This window comes from Paenibacillus sp. sgz302115 (assembly GCF_056120445.1).
This window is the reverse complement of the sequence record NZ_JBVYOK010000033.1, coordinates 18,505-35,330: the sequence shown is the minus strand read 5'-3', so window position 1 is coordinate 35,330 and position 16,826 is coordinate 18,505. Positions and strand designations below refer to the sequence as shown.

Below are 16,826 nucleotides of genomic sequence, written 5' to 3'. Positions count from 1 at the left end.
AAATCAACACACCGTTTATTATCTAAAGGAGGAAAAGATCATGCTGAACAATAAAACAGCCGTCATTACCGGAGCATCCAGCGGTATTGGACGCGCCATTGCCAGCCGGCTCGCACACGAAGGTGCGCATGTCTTTATTACAGGAAGAAGTGAGGAGCAGCTCGATGGCTTAAAAACACAAATTGAACAGGCTGGCGGACAGGCGACTTATAGCGCGTTTGATCTCCGGGATACCGGGAAGCTGCAGAGCTTTATCCGTCAGGCTCAGGAACAGACAGGCCACTTGGATATTATGGTCAACAACGCCGGCCTGCACATTCATGGCAACATCGTGGATACGAAGGTTGAGGACTGGAAGGAAATGATTGATGTCAATATTGTAGCCCTGCTTGCAGGTTCGCAAGCAGCCGTTCAAGCGATGCGTCTGAACAAAGGCGGTGCCCCCGGGCATATCATTAATATTTCCTCAGGCAATGCCTATGAGCCGGGACGCGATTTCTACAGCGCCACCAAACATATGGTGAACGCGCTTGGACAAGCGCTCACACGGGAGCTTGCAACCGAACCGATTCAGATAACAACGCTTCTTCCTGGTGCGGTGGCAACTAACTTCGGACGGAACCTGGAGCCGGAGGCCGTAATGCAGCTTGCCCGCAAGCTGGGCATGGAGGTTGACTTCAAGCAGGGAGACCATCTGCCGGAAGAGCTGATAACCCGCATTAGCGGAGCGATGGGACAGACCTTCCTGAGCGGGGATGACATTGCGGGAGCGGTGATTTATGCGCTGCAGCAGCCCCGGAATGTAGTAGTCCGGGAGCTGTACCTGACGGCGCCGAACGTATATCTGGGAAATGACTTCTCGATGTAAACTAGCTGAACTCTAAACATTTCCATATTGGGGACTGGTCATAACTGCGGGGAATGTTTGGACTTCCGGCCGCTGTTGTCTCCTGATTTCTTGATTATTGCCGCTTGTAGCGGATGAAATCCGGAGACAAAGGCGGACGCATTACAGCAAAAAAGCCGCCTAATCCACGAGTTGTAGGTTAGGCGGCTTTGATTGTTTTGTCCAAGTCTTATTGTTCTCTGCTCTTGATCGCAAAGCTACGGACTTTCATCCATTTCCCTGCGACGAACTCGTCAATGGTTCCGGTTTTCGTTCTGACGCAAAATTTATGCTGCGTTCCTTTGTCAAAACCCGTTGCCTCATAGAGCAAATCATCGCCTGCTTGCCCCTTATAGTAGACCTGCTTCAAGCCAAGCCTGTGGAGCAGTTCCAGCTTTACACTTTCAATATACGTGCGCGAATATTCCTTTGACATCCATGTTCCTCCTGCGGTGTTCATCTTCTTATTCCATATCGCTTATTTGAGGATAACGCAAAAGCTCCAACTTTACACTTTTATTTTGGGCTCCACCTAACAATTAGTGGTTGACTGAAGGAGGGTGAAAAAAGGGCTGTTTTCACGCCAGTACCAGAACGAGTGCAAAAAAGAAGCGAACATCAAAATAGCGGGAAAATCCCCCTCTATTCTGGATAGGTACAGGCGTTTCAAGAAAACTGAGGGAAATGCTCCCCCTATATTTGGGCGGTAGCCCTTTCCGTGCTAGTTTGGACGATGATACAGGGAGGAATTCCCCTTAACTCGTGGATAATGAGGTTTTCATACGAAGTAGCGGGTATTTTTCCTCTTATCAGGCCTTCCAACGTGAGTTGGACTCCTAATCGAATGACAACCGCTAACTTTGGTTTTAAGCCTTATTTTGCGGCATCTTGATGATCCTGCAGCCGATCTCACTTGATGACATTAAAGAAGCCCCCACAGCGATAAGGCTGCAGGAGCTTCTATACAATTCCGTTTATGGGCGGCTTCTAATTAAATGCCTGCCAAGGCTGCTACCTGCACTTGCAGCTCATTAACCTGCTTGCGCATGTCGCAGGCTTCTTTTTGCTGCTTCTGCACAACCGTTGTCAGGACGGCGATGATATCCATCAGCACAACAGATTTGTGATCGGAGGTGGCAAAAATGTGTGGCACATCCTCGGCGATGAAGCCGATATTTTGCTGCTTGCCGTTCTCCTCTTTGTAGTTGAAGGTGACCGGCTTCAGCTTGTTCAGCAGCTCCAGAGCTTTTTTGGCAGTAAGGCTGGAGATGTTCTCCTTAAAGGTTCTGGAGGAGGTCTGCGCGAAATTGGTCGCCCGTGCGTTCCCGTTCACATCAAGCATATAGCCGTCTGTGGCTGCTTTGCCTATCCCCACATTGCTGCTTGAATCTACAGTGATCGCACCCGTAAGTGCAGTTAGCTCATCGTGGGTATGATCACTGTAAGCAAGGCGCTTCATGCCGCCTTCAACACCAACCTGCCATTCGCCTGCGGTCTCATCCCAAACAATCTGTGCTTTCTTGTCTTTTCCCCGGTTGACCTCGATACCCTTGCCAACTGCCAGGCTTCCGCTGATTGCAGCGTCCAGCGCAGTCAGCTTGCCGGTTAGCGCCGCATCCTTTGCTGTTAATGTACCGCTGAGCGTTGCATCCTGAACCGTCAAAGTACCGCTGACCGTAGCATCCTTGGTGGTCAGTGTACCGGTCAGCGATGCATCCTTCGCGGACAGAGCACCGCTCACAGCCGCATCGGACACCGTCAGCTTCCCGGAGACCGCCGCATCTCCCTTCACATCCAGCTTGGCCGCTGGCGTTTGGGTCCCGATCCCAATATTGCCGGAGACAACCTTCAGCACGCCAGTCAGGTTCGCCAGGTCCGTAAGCTCCGGATGAGTATGGCCGCTGTAGGAGAGCTGCTTAAGGCTTCCGGCAATACCCATCTGCCATTCTTTTGCGGCTTCATTCCAGAGAATCTGCGCTTTGGCGTCAGCGCCTCTAGCCACTTCAATCCCCTGACCAAGTGTAAGATTTCCGCTGACAGCAGCGTCCTTGGCGGTCAGCTTGCCGCTCACCGTAGCATCCTTGGCAGTAAATGCTCCGCTGACATTGGCATCATTCGCAGTTAACGTACCACTGACAGAAGCATCCTTAAGCGTAGCCGTTCCAGTCACTGATGCATCCTTGGCGGTCAATGCTCCGCTAACGGCGGCTTCGGTGACGGTCAGTTTGCCGTTGATGGCCGCATTTCCGGTCACATCGAGCTTGGCTGTTGGTGTTGCAGTGCCAATTCCGAGATTGCCGGAGACGATCTTCAGCACAGCAGTCAGATCGGCAAGCTCCTGATGGGTATGTCCTTGATAAGACAACTGCTTAAGACTTCCGGCAATGCCAACCTGCCACTCATCAATCGTTTCATTCCAGAGGATTTGCGCTTTCGGATCTGCGCCTCTGCTTGTCTCAATACCCTGGCTAACCGCAAGACTGCCTGTGAACACGCCATCCTTCGCCGTCAGCTTATTGCTGATTCCAGCATCCTTGGCGGTCAACGTGTCTGCGATTTCCGCCCCGGCCGCATTCAGCTTGCCGGTGAGCTGCGCATCAACTGCTGTCAGCTTGCCCGAGACAGCGACATTACCGTTCACGTCCAGCTTGGCTGTCGGCTTAGCCGTACCGATTCCGATATTCCCGGAATCCACGGTCATTGCACCGGACAATCCGGCAAACTCCGGATGGGTATGGCCTTTGAACTCAATCGCCTTCAGCGTATTTGCGGCTCCGGCCAGCCATTCGTCGGCAGTTTCATCCCAGATGAGCTGTGCCGGCAGAGCGGTTCCGCCGCGGAATACCTCAAGTCCTGCATTTTTCACAATCGGGGTGTCGCGCGGTTCATACTTGTTAACTCTTATAATATTGTCTTCAACTTCCAAAGTGGCGGCGTTGATCGTTACTACATCACCGTTAACAGTTAAATTTCCTGCTACCGTCAAATCCTTGGAGAATGTAGCATTTTCAGCACTCAGGTTGCCTTTAACTGCTGTATTGCCTTGCACCTCGAGCTTCGAATTAGGATTAGCAGGAATGGTCCCGATCCCTACATTTCCGCTCTTGGTTACACTGAATGCAGTGCTGTCGCCAGCGATTCTGACATCCAAAAGCGCAAGCGGAGTCGTAGTCCCGATACCGACTTTTCCTTCTTTATCGGAATACATCGCAATCGTATCTCCAAGCTCGTTATACAGCTTGTTCTGTCCGCCCTTGCCGGTGCCGAACTCATATTTTGTCTTCCCGTCCCCATAGAACCAGGCCTTCTGTTCGTTGTTCCATTCTATCCGCGCATTAGGCAAGGCCGCACCGCTGCTGTCCAGGCCGCGCGGTGCTTCAATACCGCCAGCGACAAGGCTTCCCTCCACCACCATGTTGTGGCTTACGGAAACGTCTACCGCGCTAACTCCCTTGTTAAAGGTAGTATCACCTTCAAAAACCGCTTCCTTATGTGCAGTCACCTTGCCCGAAAAGGAAGCTGCTCCGGCGATTTCCGCTTCTGTCCGGAAGATAGCCTTGCCGGCCACATCCAGCACTTCGGTCGGATTATCGGTGCCCACACCCATCTTTCCGCTGCGCGTCAGACTGAGGACGGTTTTACCCGCTGTCCCCAGCTTCCAGCGGTCCTTCGCCCACTTGATCTGGGCGCTGGTTTCCGTTCCTTGGGGAACCTCAAGCCCATCTCCAACGCTCACTGTTCCGGCAATTGCGGCGCTGGCTGCGGTGACAGCACCAAGAATATTGGCGCTGGCGGCTTCCAGGCTGCCGGAGGCACTGACATTGCCAGCCTTATCGACAGTCAATGCTTTCTCACCGGAGGTCCCGATCTTCCACAGGTCCTTGTCCTCATCCCAGGCTATTTGAGCTGCGGGCTGGCCGGTTCCCCGGAAGATCTCCATTCCCCCGCCGGAGATTGAAGACACAGCATCGTCATTTTTGTTGAGCGTAATCAGCGGGCTGCCGATCTCCAGCTCATCTGTATTGATGCTGGCCGATGCGCCTCTGACCTCAAGGTTCCCGGCCACTGTAAGATTGCTGCCGACAGTAAGGTCATGATGAACATCCACATCGCCGTCCGCGCTGGCGCTGAGTGCGAGAATGTCGGTCTGCGGATTGTACAGCTGGCTGTGGATGTGCAGGGAATCTGCACTCGCCTTTTGCGTCAGCTTATCCCAGGAGCTGCCGCTTGCGATATTTTCCAGCGCGCTGCCGGTGCCAACCTTCCATTTCCGCTCGCTTTCACTCCAGATGATTTTTGCAGCAGGCTGCGATTCGCCGCGGTATACCTCAAGCCCGCTCTCATTCACTGGAGGAGTTTCACCTTCGAATTTGTTAATCTTGATCATATTATCGGTAATGACAAGATCCTTCTTCTCGACGGTTGTAGTCGTACCCTTGACGATAAGGTTGCCGGCCACGGTTACCAAGCCATCCACCGCCAGCCCTCCGGTAATATCCGCGCCATTGTTCACGCTGAGCGTTCCCTTTACTTCAGCGTCATTCGTGATCTCTATATTTCCTTCGGAGTTCACCGCTACCGCCGTAGCGCCTTTGCTGTCACTGAGCGAGTTATGTCTGTGCAGTCCGTCGGCATCCGAATTTACTCCTCCGGTCAAGGCATCCCAATTCTTGCCGTATGCAATATTGGACAGCTCGTCTCCCAGCCCCAGCTTCCATCTGCCCTCACTCTCGTTCCAGACCAGCTTCGCGCTGGGCTTAGACTTGCCCCGGTATACCTCAATGCTGCTCTGATTCAGGGTCGAGCTGTCTCCTTCAAATTTATTCATCTCGATGCGGTTGCTGACAACCACCAGGTCCTCTTTTTTCACGAATGTAGTTTTCCCTTTTACGGTGAGGTTCCCTTCAATGGTTGCAGAACCGCCCACATTCAGATCGGCCTTCAGATCAGCATTGCCTTTACCGAGCAGCGTTCCGCCGATCTCCGCATTTCCGGAAGCCGACAGCTTGCCCTGATCATCTACGGATACTACGGTTCCTCCTGATGAGGTGCTCAGCGTACTGTGCTTGTGGGCTTTGTCGGCCACTGAGCCGTTCGTCAGGGAGTCCCACTTGTTGCCATACGGAATGTCGGAGAGGCTGCCTTCAATGCCGATTTTCCACTTGCGGTCTGTCTCATTCCATTCCATCCGGGCACTCGGATTCTGGCTTCCCCGGTAGACGCTCAGACCACCCTTGCTGTCCAGCGTGTTATTCCCGTTCTTGTTCACCGTAATGAAGCTGTCCGCCACTTCCTGCTCAACCTTCTTGATGACAACCTCTTCTTCTCTAACGATCAGCTTGTTCACTGTAAGTGTCTCGCCAACCATAAGCTCATGCGGAATGTTAACGTTCCCGTCCGCACCGATCTCCAGCGCCAGCAGACTTTTATCCTCATTATGGAATTGTCTGTGGGTATGCAGTGCATCCGCATTGCTGCTTCCGCCGGTCAGCTCTTCCCACTGCTTCCCGTCAGGAATATTGGTCATATCGCCGTTCACCGTACCAATCTGCCACGATTTCTCCTGTTCATTCCAGGCAATCTTGGCGTTCGGGAGCGTTTCTCCACGGGATACCTCCAGTCCCCCGCTCTTCGATACAAGCCCCCCGTTCACGGTTAAGGTGTTCTCAATGACAATATTCCCCTTGGGATCGCTGCTAAGCACCGGATTTCCGGCTGCCGAATGAAGCTGGCTGTGAACGTGCAGGCTGTCCGCATTGGCCCCGCCATGCAGCTTCTCCCAGTCAGCGCCGTAAGCTACCTTATACATTCCGCTGTCCGGTTGACCTTCCTTCTGATCCGTTCCGATCTTCCAGGCTTTGTCTTTTTCATCCCACACCAGCTTGGCGTTTGGCTGATCCTCGCGGTTAATCTCGATGCCGCTGCTGGAATTCTTATTGGCATTTTTGTTGAGTGTGACCATATTCCCGCCAATGACCACCTGCGGAACATCCAGTGTCGCCATTCCCCCGCTGACATCAAGCCCGCCTTTTGCCGAGAGCGGACCTGTCACACTGGCAGAACCGGACATATCCACATCCCCGGAAGCGTTAACCTTGAGCGCCTGCTCACTGCCGGCTTTAACCGTAAGCTCGCCGTTGACTTCAACCGCTCCATAGGTGTCGATTGCACCGGATTTAATTTTCCCCGTGAACTCTGTCAGAGAGGCATGAACATTGAGGTTGTTCCCCTCTTTACCTTTTTCATCCACAGAGATGTCGAAAAAGGGCAGAGCAGGGTCTTCTTTTGAACCAATGATTATTTTCTTGGCCTTCAGCGTAGTTCCGCCTACCGCTCTGATCCTCAGGGGTTTTCCATCCACATCCGTATCATAAATCTGGTCGATGCCCAAGGTTCCGTCCTGGTTATGCTTCATGGTTACGCGGGCCAGCAGAATATCCTTCTGGACATCCGTAGGCTTTTGGGAGCTGGATTTGAGCTCTGAAATCTCCCACACATGAATTTCCTTGCCCCCGCCTTTGATAAGGTCCTTATCCGCCAGCTCTTCCTTATAGTTCACTGAAATATAGATTTGATCTGAGGTGCTGTAGCCCGATAAATCGAGCACCCTCGCCGGATGAGTATCACTGATTATAATTTCCTGGCTGATTTCTTCATTGTTGTCCGGGTCAATGACTCTGTTCAAGGCGAAGCCCGGCGTAATCTCTACTTTGGTCAGCTCTTTCTGCTCAACTTCGAGGCCTGTGACAACTCCCCAATCATGAAAATAACGGTTGTGAAGGCGCTGTAAACGCTTGTGGTGGTTCTGATCCAGCGTCAAATCATCTTCCTTCAGCAAAAGCCCGTTGAAATAATGCATGCGTTTCATGTCCTTTGGCACAATCCCACTCCTCCCGGCTTTTCAAATATGCGGCTATTCGGCGTTTACTCAGGCCTCAACGGACTCTTTTTCCCCGGCGACTAATTCCTCGAGTGCTTGAATCGCACCGCTGATGCGCATAATGGTGTAACCCAGATTGCTGCGTTTTTCATCCAGCTCCTGCATCATCCGCTGCCCGGATTCAAGTTCTGCCTTCAGTTCGTTAATACGTGCTTCTACTTGTTCTTTCATATCGTTCATCCTCCTATGGTTTAGGCACCCTGCAGGGTGGCAATTTGTTTTTGCATTCTTGTGATCGCTTTTTGCTGATCCTTCACAACACTGGTCAGTACCGCGATGATATCCATTCCGCTTACCGCCCGTTGATCGGCATCCGCCAGAACTGCTGGAACCTCTTCCGCTATAAAACCAAGTGTTCTTTCCTTCGTGCCGCCTTTGTATTTAAAAGAAACCGGGTTCAGCCCATCCAGCAGCTGCTTCGCTTCCTTGACCGGAAGATCGGCGATATTGTCCTTCAGCTCACGCGAAGACCACCAGTACATGCTGCCGTTGGCATATACACCACCGCTGGCGTGAAGATAGATGCGGTCCCCGGCGTCATTGGATACACCGATATCCAGCACGCAGTTTTCCCCGCCGGTCGGATAGTACTTGATCCATGCCGAGTCGCCGCTGCCGCCGCCGGGATCGGAAGGGAAAACAATGCCGTTGTTGCCGCTGCCTGCGCTTGGTACAATGGCGTTTTTCACTTCAAGACTGCTGTGTACGGAGGCATACGACCAATCGTTGCCGTAATTCAGCACCAGATTGCTTCCATTATCGACCAAGGCTCTGCCAGGGGAGCCACGGCGCGCGGAGTAACCCATGCAGAAATCGGCACAGCCTACGGTAGCGGTGAAGTAATTCCCTACATTCAGCCTGTTGAACTGTCCGTCGAAGGTGAGCACATCGGTCTTGATCTTGCCGTTAATCACCAAATCCCCTGTAATCTGAGCGTTGCCGTTTACCTGCAGGAAGCCGTTCACATCCAGACGGTCCCAGATCGAAACCTTCCGGCCTTGTCCGCCCGAGGAGTTGCCGACAATCATTAAGGTCTTGTAATTAGTGGTGTCGTTGCTGATTTCAGCGCGGTTATTAGCCTGGTCAGGGAAGCCCGTCCAGCCGGAGGTGAAACGGATCGGATTCATCTTATCCCCGGTCAACAAACGCATGCCACCGGCAACATCCAGCTTGTCCGCCGGATTAAGCGTACTGATACCCACATTGCCTGAAGCATTCAGGGAAATGTGATCATTGCCGTCGTTGGAGGTGCCGATTTCCAGGGTGCAATCTTCTCCAATGCGCGGATAATATTTGATCCACGCCAGGTCATAACCGCCGCCGCCCGGGTTGGCCGGGAAGATAATGCCGTTATGCTCTCCGTTGCCCGCGCTTGGAATGATCTCCTGTGACGCCTGCATTTTGCCGTTCACATACAGGAACCCGTTCACATCCAGGCGGTCCCAGATTGCGACCTTTCTTCCTTGCCCGGCTGACTGGTTGCCGACAATCATCAAAGCTTTGTGCTCGGTGATATCATTGCTGATTTCCGCACCGTTGATTTTGTTGTCCGGGAAGCCGGACCATACGGAGGTGAAGCGGATCGGGTTCCTGCCGCTGAGAATACGCAGGCTGCCATCGACATCAAGCGAATCCTCCAGCGCCTTTTGGGGGCCGATTCCGACATACCCGTTTTTATTCCAGGAGAGAACCGGCTTTTCAGTCCGTGTGCCGTCCGGGTTAGCCGTTCTGGCGCCCAGAACACCTCCGGCATTCCCGAACAATACAGGCCCGTCAACCTCAAGTCCGGCAAAAGGCTTGCCTGTTCCGAACCAACCGAGCCCATGTGAGCCGTCAATCGTATCCTGGTTCGTCGCTTTTAGCCAAAAGGTCTTGTCGTCCTTGAGCGCCAGGTCAGCATCGCTGTACAGCTTGCCTGAACTATTGAAGCCAAGGGACAATCCCCCCTGTGAGGAAAGCTTGCTGTGTCTGTGGAGCAGGTCAGCGAACTCATATTTGATCAGGCTGTCCCACTCATTGCCGTAAGCGATTTTCTTCAGGTCCGTACCCAGCCCCGCCTTGAAGCATTTCTCATTCTCCACCCAGACAATCCGGGCGTCATGCGTGCCTCCGTCTCCGCGGTACACTTCAAGTCCGCCGTCCCGCGGGCCGGGAAATTCATATTTCGGGTCATCATAGTTCGGGCTGTTGACCTCAACGAAGCTGTTCATAATCCGAAGTTCGCTCTGTGACCGATCCTTGCTCTGCAGGAGCAGCTCTCCCTGAATCGTCAAATCACCTTCAACTTTGAGGTTTCCTGTAAATTGGGTATCCTTGGAGTTGACTTCAAGCACCGTACCTTCCTGCAGGGTGTATACCGAAGGCATGGCGGCCAGGCTTTCTTCATTCAGCTGCATATCCTCGATGCTGTCATCGCTCTTGGCTTTGATGACGAGCTTCTCCGTAACCATCTTCTTGCCTGCTGCCCCGGCGTATACCCGAAGCGGCGTGCGGGCCGCATCGCTGTCATAATCAAAAATACATGTATTGTCGATTATGAGTCCTGCGGCTTCCCTGCGCGGAACAATCCGGGCCAGCACAATATGCTCCGGGCCTGTAGGCTTGGTGGTGCTGTGGCTGATCTTCCCCCGCTCCCAGATATGAATCTCCTGGCCCTGGCCCCGTTCAATATTCCGCTCGGCGTCCACTTCCTGATAGCTGACCCAGAGATAAATGCTCTCGTTGGCATTATACTCGGAGAGATCCACCGGATTGTCCGGGTGTCCCTCATAAATGAGAATCTCCTGGCTGATGCTCTCGTTCTTCTGGGGAGTTGTCCCCTTGATCACCACTTGATTCAGCGCCAGACCTTCCGCAACCTTCACCTTCATTTGTTCCCCTTGATCCAGTAAAGGCAGCACCTTCAGCCCGCAAACAATACCCCAGGTGTGCAGATAGCGGTTATGCAGCCGCTGCAGGCGCAGATAGAAATCCTGGTCCAGCTTATAGTCCTCCGCGTTTAGGAAGAGACCGTCAAAATACCGCATTCTTGCAAATTCTTTTCCCATGATTGACTTGCCTCCGTTCTATAATCTCTATTCCTCTGTTATACCCCCGAGCAAGGTTTCCATTCCTAGCGCGCCATAGACCCCAAGGCACATATACGGGACTTCAACATTCAGGCTGGAATTAGTGTAAAAAGGTCTTTCCTTCCGGATAACCTCCTGCAGGATTTGCACTTTGTTCTGCAGAATCGTCCGGCTGTGCGCAGGAAGGACCACATGAACGGAAAAATAGCTCGGCTCCGCTGCCCCCACCATTGTATTGATCCCCACACGCTGTGCATTGCCGCAGCGGACCGGCTCTTCGTAGTCACTGATATGAATGGCTGCTTCTTCACCCGCATAGACCTGCAAATATTCGGCAAGCCCTGCCAGCGTTCCGCGTTTTTTGTACAACTGGACAATGCTGCCGAGCAGATTGCGGTTGACCGTGCTGCGGGCGGCGGACAGCGGAAGAGTCTGCAGGGTGGCAAGCGTTCGCTCCCGGTTATCCTGCTCTCCGTCATATTCCACCCCCTCCGCAAGCTCCAGTCCTACCCAACCCGCCAGCCAGGGCAGAAACTGCGAGGGGGCCATAGCCGGGTCAAAATACTGGTGCAGGCTGTCCAGCAGAGCTTCAATGCCCACCGATTCTTCACTGGTTGCCCCGGTTTTACCGGAGAGCATCGCTTCAAACGCCTTCAGGAACCGGCCTAGAAAAAACTTCTCATCGGATTCTCCCGATTTCTGCTGGAACACCCGCGGAAGGTACTGCACATAGCTGTTATCGTTCGGACTGTTCATGGTTCCACCTCAACCTTCAGTTCCTGCAGCTTGAATAATTGATAGGGCAGCAGCTCAGGCGACTCAAGCACCACACGGGTGACATGGTCGATTCCGGTCATGCCCTCTACCAGATGGTACAAATCGGAGGCGTACAGCCTTCTCCCTGGAGGCCAGCCCTTGCCTTCCTCTCCTCCGCTAACCGGATCAAGAAACCGGACAATGCTGTCCTTTACAGTGCTGCCAATGCTCTTATCCTTGGCTGCAACCACCATCTCGATCTGGACCTCCCGGTAATCAGGTTCCACCACATGAACCCGGGTGGTCAGCAGCTTGCGGGCATCCAGATAAGCTTTGACGTTTTGTTTGATCTCTGTTATTTCCCGCAGCAGATCCTTCTGATTGCCCGTTTGCAGAATCAGAATCACGGAGACATGCCCGAAGGCTTCTTTCTTCACTCCGGTGCCGTTCTCCAGATCCGTATTGATCAGACATAATGTGCGGACCGCCAGATCGGGATACTTAACAAGGATTGAGGGAATTTCGAGCAAACCCTGTTCTGCCAGAAGCTGAAAATCCGCTGCGGTTACAGCTCTGTAGCTTTGCGTGAATTGCTGCGCCCCGCGGCGTATCCCGGATGCCAGCTCTTCCCCTTCAGCCAGCGTAATGCCGAGCAGCTTGAGAAATTGCAGTTGGCTCTCCTCCGTCACCTGGTCCATACGGTACAGCACCATTTCACTGAACCAGGCAAACAGCTCCAAAAGTGTGATACCGGGGTCGGAGGGGTTATAGTTCGTCCAATCCGGATCGTAGAGCGGGATCAATGATTTGGCATCGGCGACAAGGGCATCGAATCCAAGGTCATCCAGATTGGGTACAGGAAGCGGCATGCGATTTCCTCCTTTCTGTGATCATAAGTTGAACTTTAAATTTTCATATTAAGGTCAGTCGTACTGCGGGGAACATTTGGACTTCCGGCCGCTGTTGTCTACAGATTTCTTGATTTATACCGCTTGTAGCGGATGAAATCCGTAGACAGCTTATGCTTACGATGCAAGCTTTCCTACGGAAAGCTCTCAGGCGGACGCTTCCGCTCCGTAAGTATCCAAATTTCCCCTCCGCACTTCACCTTAAAGTGAATTTTCCAAGCTCAACTTATATGTTAATTTTCGGTAAAACAATAAGTGCAATGGGTTGCCGTTTCCGGTGCTGTGGTCAGCTCGGTCAAATATTTCCGGTCTTCCTTCATGATCGACGCAAGCTTGCAGTCTGCCGTAGTGCCGGTCAGATCGTGAATGCGGTTCGCATTCTTGTCCAACAAATAAGGAAAGACCAGCTCGTCCGGCTTATTAACGAAATGAGTCCCGCCATAGATCAGCTCATTTGACTCAAGATAAATATTTTCCGCGCTGACCTCATGAATCTTGAGCGGCGTAGTGTTGACATACTCATCGGTCCGGCTTAGGTACACAATGTCCTTGGGCTCAAACACTGCGATTTTTACAAAAAATGAAACCGAACCCGCTGCGACCTCATTTAAAATATAGGTGCGGAGCGTCAAATCCTCGGTAATGTCAAATTCCAAATCGCTGCCCTCAGGATAGCTCCGCTCCAGCGGTTCCTCATCCTTGGTCCGGCATTCCAGAATGTCACCATCAATAGATACCACCATCAGCTCTACCGGGGTATAGCTTCTATAGCGGAGTCTGATGAATTCCTTCTCCTTGAAGCCCTTCAGCACCAGCGTCTTCACACTGCTTCCGGCCTCAATTTTTTCCCCAAGGGCATAGAGGATGGAGTTGTCGTCGGATCTGACCGCACTGTATTTCGGATAAGCTGCCAGAGGTTTATAGGGGCCGCTCTCTAAGGGTTCAAGGCTTACAGTAAAGCACTGCACCGAAGCTTTGATGGCAATCCCGGAGACATAGTCGACACCGGGCGTATTCTTAATCACGGCATAGACCTCGGACACATACAGGTGTTTGCCTAAATCCCAGCCTGTATTTCCGTCGCCTCCATACAGCGGATGAAAGAACTGCTTCAGATTGTCGATAATCCGGCCTTCCGCAACCTTCCGCTGATCCACTGAGGTGAAGGTTACATTCGCTTCCACTCCGACGCGGACATAATCCGGGCCCATCACCTGGATTCCCGGCACATTGGTGTCCAGAATCGCTGAGGTCCGGTCGCACAGGTAGGCTTCAATCTCACTGAGCAGCTCCTGGCTGGGAACCGGCTTCGGATCGTTTGTCTCCGGCACGACAATAATCGTTGCTGTACCGGGGACAAATTCCAGGTCGCTGTTCATGGCGCTGAGGCATTTTACTTTGGCAATCTGCGGCATCGCCTCCCGCACCAGCCACTCCATATCCTCGGCGGTTACACCTCTGTCCCAGCTTTTCAGCGTATGCGGGCCGCGGATTTCCGCCTGCTCCGCTTCTTCCTGATCAAAGCCGCCATCGGCCGCCACCGGATTGGTCACGGAATCCAGCCAACTGAAGCTGTCCCATATCTTCGTAATGGTTCCAGCCGCCACATTCCCCGTGGCTCCGCCCCCATGCTTGTAATCGCACTTGATATTGTCAATTCCAGTAGGCGGGATCATGCCGTTCTTACCATCCCCGAAAATAATCGTTCCGCTGCTGCGGTCCATCATATAGTGCCTGCTGCCGGATGCCGACATGGAGAAGGCATCGACTTCCTCCCAGCGCACCCACTCTCCTTGTCCCGAAGTCTCACGGATGCTGAGAAGCTGGCCGGGCAACACCGGCGTTTTGGACAATTGGAATGTCTGGTTCTCTTCGCCGTTGCTGGAGCCGGGAATCTCGCCGGCAATCGAATTGGAATTGCGGGCCCACACCGCATTTGCGGAGATCGCATCCACCTGCGGCGGAATTTCAAAATCCCCTTCGTCCAGACGAGCGCGAATCCAGTAATGCTCTGTCCCGAACAGCGGACGCTTCTCGATATCCGCGGGAACGGCAAACTGCAGAATCTCTCTTCTGGTAAAACCTCTGATCTCGTCATTGACACTAAGCGTCATCCACCGTCTACCCTCCCAATACTCCCAGGCCACGATCGGGTGCCCGAGCTGCTCCCCTGTCAACGGGAAAAAGAGCGACACCGGCAGATTGCTGATATCACGGTCAAAAGCAAGATAAAACGTCGGCTCCGCCTCGGCACAAGGATAAAAGGGCTTGAAGTATTGACCCGGCTCCATGCATTCAACCGTCTTATCCGCAAAGCTGAAATTGTTCTCCGTGAGCACTATTTCAGGGTGCGCCTCCAGCGTATAGCTGTAGGTTATGCTGAGTTTGCGGATCGAAGGCGGCGCGTAGGTCGCTTGCGTCACCTTGAGCTGAGCCACATTGATGCTGGCCTCGCCAAGCTTGACCGCTTCATCCTGGTATTCATATTTCGCATCCTCACCGTAATTCCCGCCGGTGATGCGGACGCGAAGCCAGTGGCGTTCTTCGCCGTTAATCGTAAGCGGCCGCATCCCCGGGCACCGGAAGCTGAGGGTTCCGCTTGCGGTTAAGCAGGATACGCGGGCAGCAGCAGCGGCTTCTGAATTCTCTGCATTTCCACTGTTCTCTTCATGCAGGCTGTTAATAGCGAGCCATTCGCTTCCGTTCCAATACTCCCAGCCCAGCTTGACATAGGGAGTATCCGGCAGCTTGCTGATTTCCGGCTCGGACAGCTCAATCTTAAGCGAAATCTCTGAATCCGCCTTGGAAAAAGCCTCATTGCAGGCGATGTAGAACGTGTCGTTTACTTTGGGCTTCTCACCAAAGGGATAATAATCCTTGCCCATGTCCAGCAGTGTTCCATTGTTCACAGCCAGATCGGGCGATAATGGAGCCGGGCTGATCACACTCAGCTCCATGCGGATGTCCTCGATATCCGGCATCAGGCCGGCCTTGGTGATCGAAGTTTGCAGCTCGGCAAATATCCATTTGTTCGTCCAGGACCGCAGCTCCTCCCCGCGTTCATAACCGGAAATGGCTTTGGAGTGAACCCCGGACAGATGATCGAATTGAAAAACAGCCCTCCATGCGGTATCTGCTGTCTCCCGGATATAATCCGGCTTCTGCCGAACGGCGTTCCCCTGGTCATCGAAGATGAACCAGTTCATATCCAGCAGCGGGCTGCGCTGTTCGGTGTCCCCTTCTGCCTTCGCGGAAGCTGCAGCTTCAGGCTTGTTGAAGTACACCGACAAACAGCTGCCCGCCTCCTCGAAGCCCAGCAATTGCGAATGGCCCAGATACAGCCTGTGAACCACCGTGGAATCTCCTGTGAACAATTTGGCGTTTTTGCCGGAGCGCTCCTCTGCGAACAGAAAATCCTGATTGCTCCACCGGTCTTCCCCGGGATCAAGACTGACGGCTCTGACCAGACGTGGCTGAATAACCGTCAAATCCTTCTCGGTTTCAAAAATCACCTCAGGTCCCGTTTCCGGCTGTGCCGATACCTTAGTCCCTGCCGGAATCGTGCTGATCTTGTCCGAATCCGGCTTTTGCTTGAACAGCAGGGGGGCTTTGGCTGCTCTCGGAGGCGTAGGATGAATGCCGATCAGATTCAGGAAGGAAATGAAGTTCTTCTCAGGCGCCTTGTTCAAACGGTCAATGACTTTTCCCATCATGTCCGTAAAGATATGAACCAGGGCGTCCACCTTCTTATCCGCTTCCAGCTCCGTCAGATCCGTCCACTCTCTGCGGCAGTATTGGTAGATTAAACGTCTCAGCTCCGGAACCAGCTGCTCCTGATTCCGCTTGTCAATGGCAGGCACATTGTTTCGCATTATTTCCCCACGCTTTCAAGGAAGAATGGATAAACCAGATTATATTTACTGTTGCTGGCCTTGATCGAATAGTCGATGGAAACTTCCAGCTCCGACAGATCGGAGCGTGGCGTCACTGTAATATCATCCACTTCAATCCGCGGCTCCCAGTTAAGCAGTGCTTCTTGAATATAGCTTCTGAGCAATGTAGCAGTGCTCATCGTATTTGGCGCAAAGACAAGCTCGTTTAGCCTGCAGCCAAAATCGGGCCTCATCACACGCTCACCCCGGGAGGTGGATAAAATCAGAATGATTGATTCCTTGATGGAGTCTTCTCCATCTGAATTATTGATACTGCCTCTTTGGACAGAGAAGGGAAATTTCCACCCCCGCCCCAAAAAATCAACGACTTCCATA

At 52.9% G+C, this 16,826-nt stretch carries 9 protein-coding genes; 1 reads left to right on the top strand and 8 read right to left on the bottom strand.

Translation table 11 applies throughout. The features are described 5' to 3' along the window. The first annotated feature begins 40 nt into the window (after positions 1-40). On the top strand, positions 41-868 hold the full coding sequence (locus AC0LWN_RS30675; RefSeq protein WP_474672081.1) for an SDR family oxidoreductase: 828 nt from the start codon (positions 41-43) through the stop codon (positions 866-868). 208 nt (positions 869-1,076) lie between these two features. On the opposite strand, the gene AC0LWN_RS30670 is transcribed toward AC0LWN_RS30675, so the two are convergent. From AC0LWN_RS30670 to AC0LWN_RS30635, 8 genes are all read right to left on the bottom strand, one after another. Further along, a complete protein-coding gene (locus AC0LWN_RS30670; protein ID WP_474672079.1) occupies positions 1,077-1,322 on the bottom strand; it encodes a hypothetical protein in 246 nt (81 codons plus the stop codon). A 555-nt stretch (positions 1,323-1,877) separates the two neighbouring features. Beyond that, positions 1,878-7,766, bottom strand: a complete 5,889-nt coding sequence (locus AC0LWN_RS30665; RefSeq protein WP_474672077.1) for a tail fiber domain-containing protein — start codon at positions 7,764-7,766, stop codon at positions 1,878-1,880. 48 nt (positions 7,767-7,814) lie between these two features. Beyond that, on the bottom strand, positions 7,815-7,997 hold the full coding sequence (locus tag AC0LWN_RS30660) for a hypothetical protein (protein WP_474672075.1): 183 nt from the start codon (positions 7,995-7,997) through the stop codon (positions 7,815-7,817). A gap of 20 nt (positions 7,998-8,017) precedes the next feature. Next, complete coding sequence (locus AC0LWN_RS30655; RefSeq protein ID WP_474672073.1) at positions 8,018-10,873, bottom strand: tail fiber domain-containing protein; 2,856 nt, start codon at positions 10,871-10,873, stop codon at positions 8,018-8,020. 27 nt (positions 10,874-10,900) lie between these two features. Then, complete coding sequence (locus tag AC0LWN_RS30650) at positions 10,901-11,650, bottom strand: phage tail protein (protein WP_474672071.1); 750 nt, start codon at positions 11,648-11,650, stop codon at positions 10,901-10,903. Continuing rightward, positions 11,647-12,519: a baseplate J/gp47 family protein gene (locus AC0LWN_RS30645; protein ID WP_474672069.1), complete on the bottom strand. Its 873-nt coding sequence runs from the start codon at positions 12,517-12,519 to the stop codon at positions 11,647-11,649. The genes AC0LWN_RS30650 and AC0LWN_RS30645 overlap by 4 nt, the downstream gene beginning before the upstream one ends. A 272-nt stretch (positions 12,520-12,791) precedes the next feature. Next, positions 12,792-16,430: a putative baseplate assembly protein gene (locus tag AC0LWN_RS30640; protein WP_474672067.1), complete on the bottom strand. Its 3,639-nt coding sequence runs from the start codon at positions 16,428-16,430 to the stop codon at positions 12,792-12,794. Then, on the bottom strand, positions 16,430-16,825 hold the full coding sequence (locus AC0LWN_RS30635; RefSeq protein ID WP_474672065.1) for a GPW/gp25 family protein: 396 nt from the start codon (positions 16,823-16,825) through the stop codon (positions 16,430-16,432). Before AC0LWN_RS30635 ends, AC0LWN_RS30640 begins: the two co-directional genes overlap by 1 nt. Between the last annotated feature and the right edge of the window lies 1 nt (position 16,826).

Excerpts from the sequence above, each read along its gene's own strand:
- AC0LWN_RS30675 (WP_474672081.1), top strand. The coding sequence starts at position 41 with ATGCTGAACAATAAAACAGCCGTCATTACCGGAGCATCCAGCGGTATT.
- AC0LWN_RS30640 (WP_474672067.1), bottom strand. The coding sequence starts at position 16,430 with ATGCGAAACAATGTGCCTGCCATTGACAAGCGGAATCAGGAGCAGCTG.
- AC0LWN_RS30635 (WP_474672065.1), bottom strand. The coding sequence starts at position 16,825 with ATGGAAGTCGTTGATTTTTTGGGGCGGGGGTGGAAATTTCCCTTCTCT.
- AC0LWN_RS30655 (WP_474672073.1), bottom strand. The coding sequence starts at position 10,873 with ATGGGAAAAGAATTTGCAAGAATGCGGTATTTTGACGGTCTCTTCCTA.
- AC0LWN_RS30670 (WP_474672079.1), bottom strand. The coding sequence starts at position 1,322 with ATGTCAAAGGAATATTCGCGCACGTATATTGAAAGTGTAAAGCTGGAA.
- AC0LWN_RS30660 (WP_474672075.1), bottom strand. The coding sequence starts at position 7,997 with ATGAAAGAACAAGTAGAAGCACGTATTAACGAACTGAAGGCAGAACTT.
- AC0LWN_RS30650 (WP_474672071.1), bottom strand. The coding sequence starts at position 11,650 with ATGAACAGTCCGAACGATAACAGCTATGTGCAGTACCTTCCGCGGGTG.
- AC0LWN_RS30645 (WP_474672069.1), bottom strand. The coding sequence starts at position 12,519 with ATGCCGCTTCCTGTACCCAATCTGGATGACCTTGGATTCGATGCCCTT.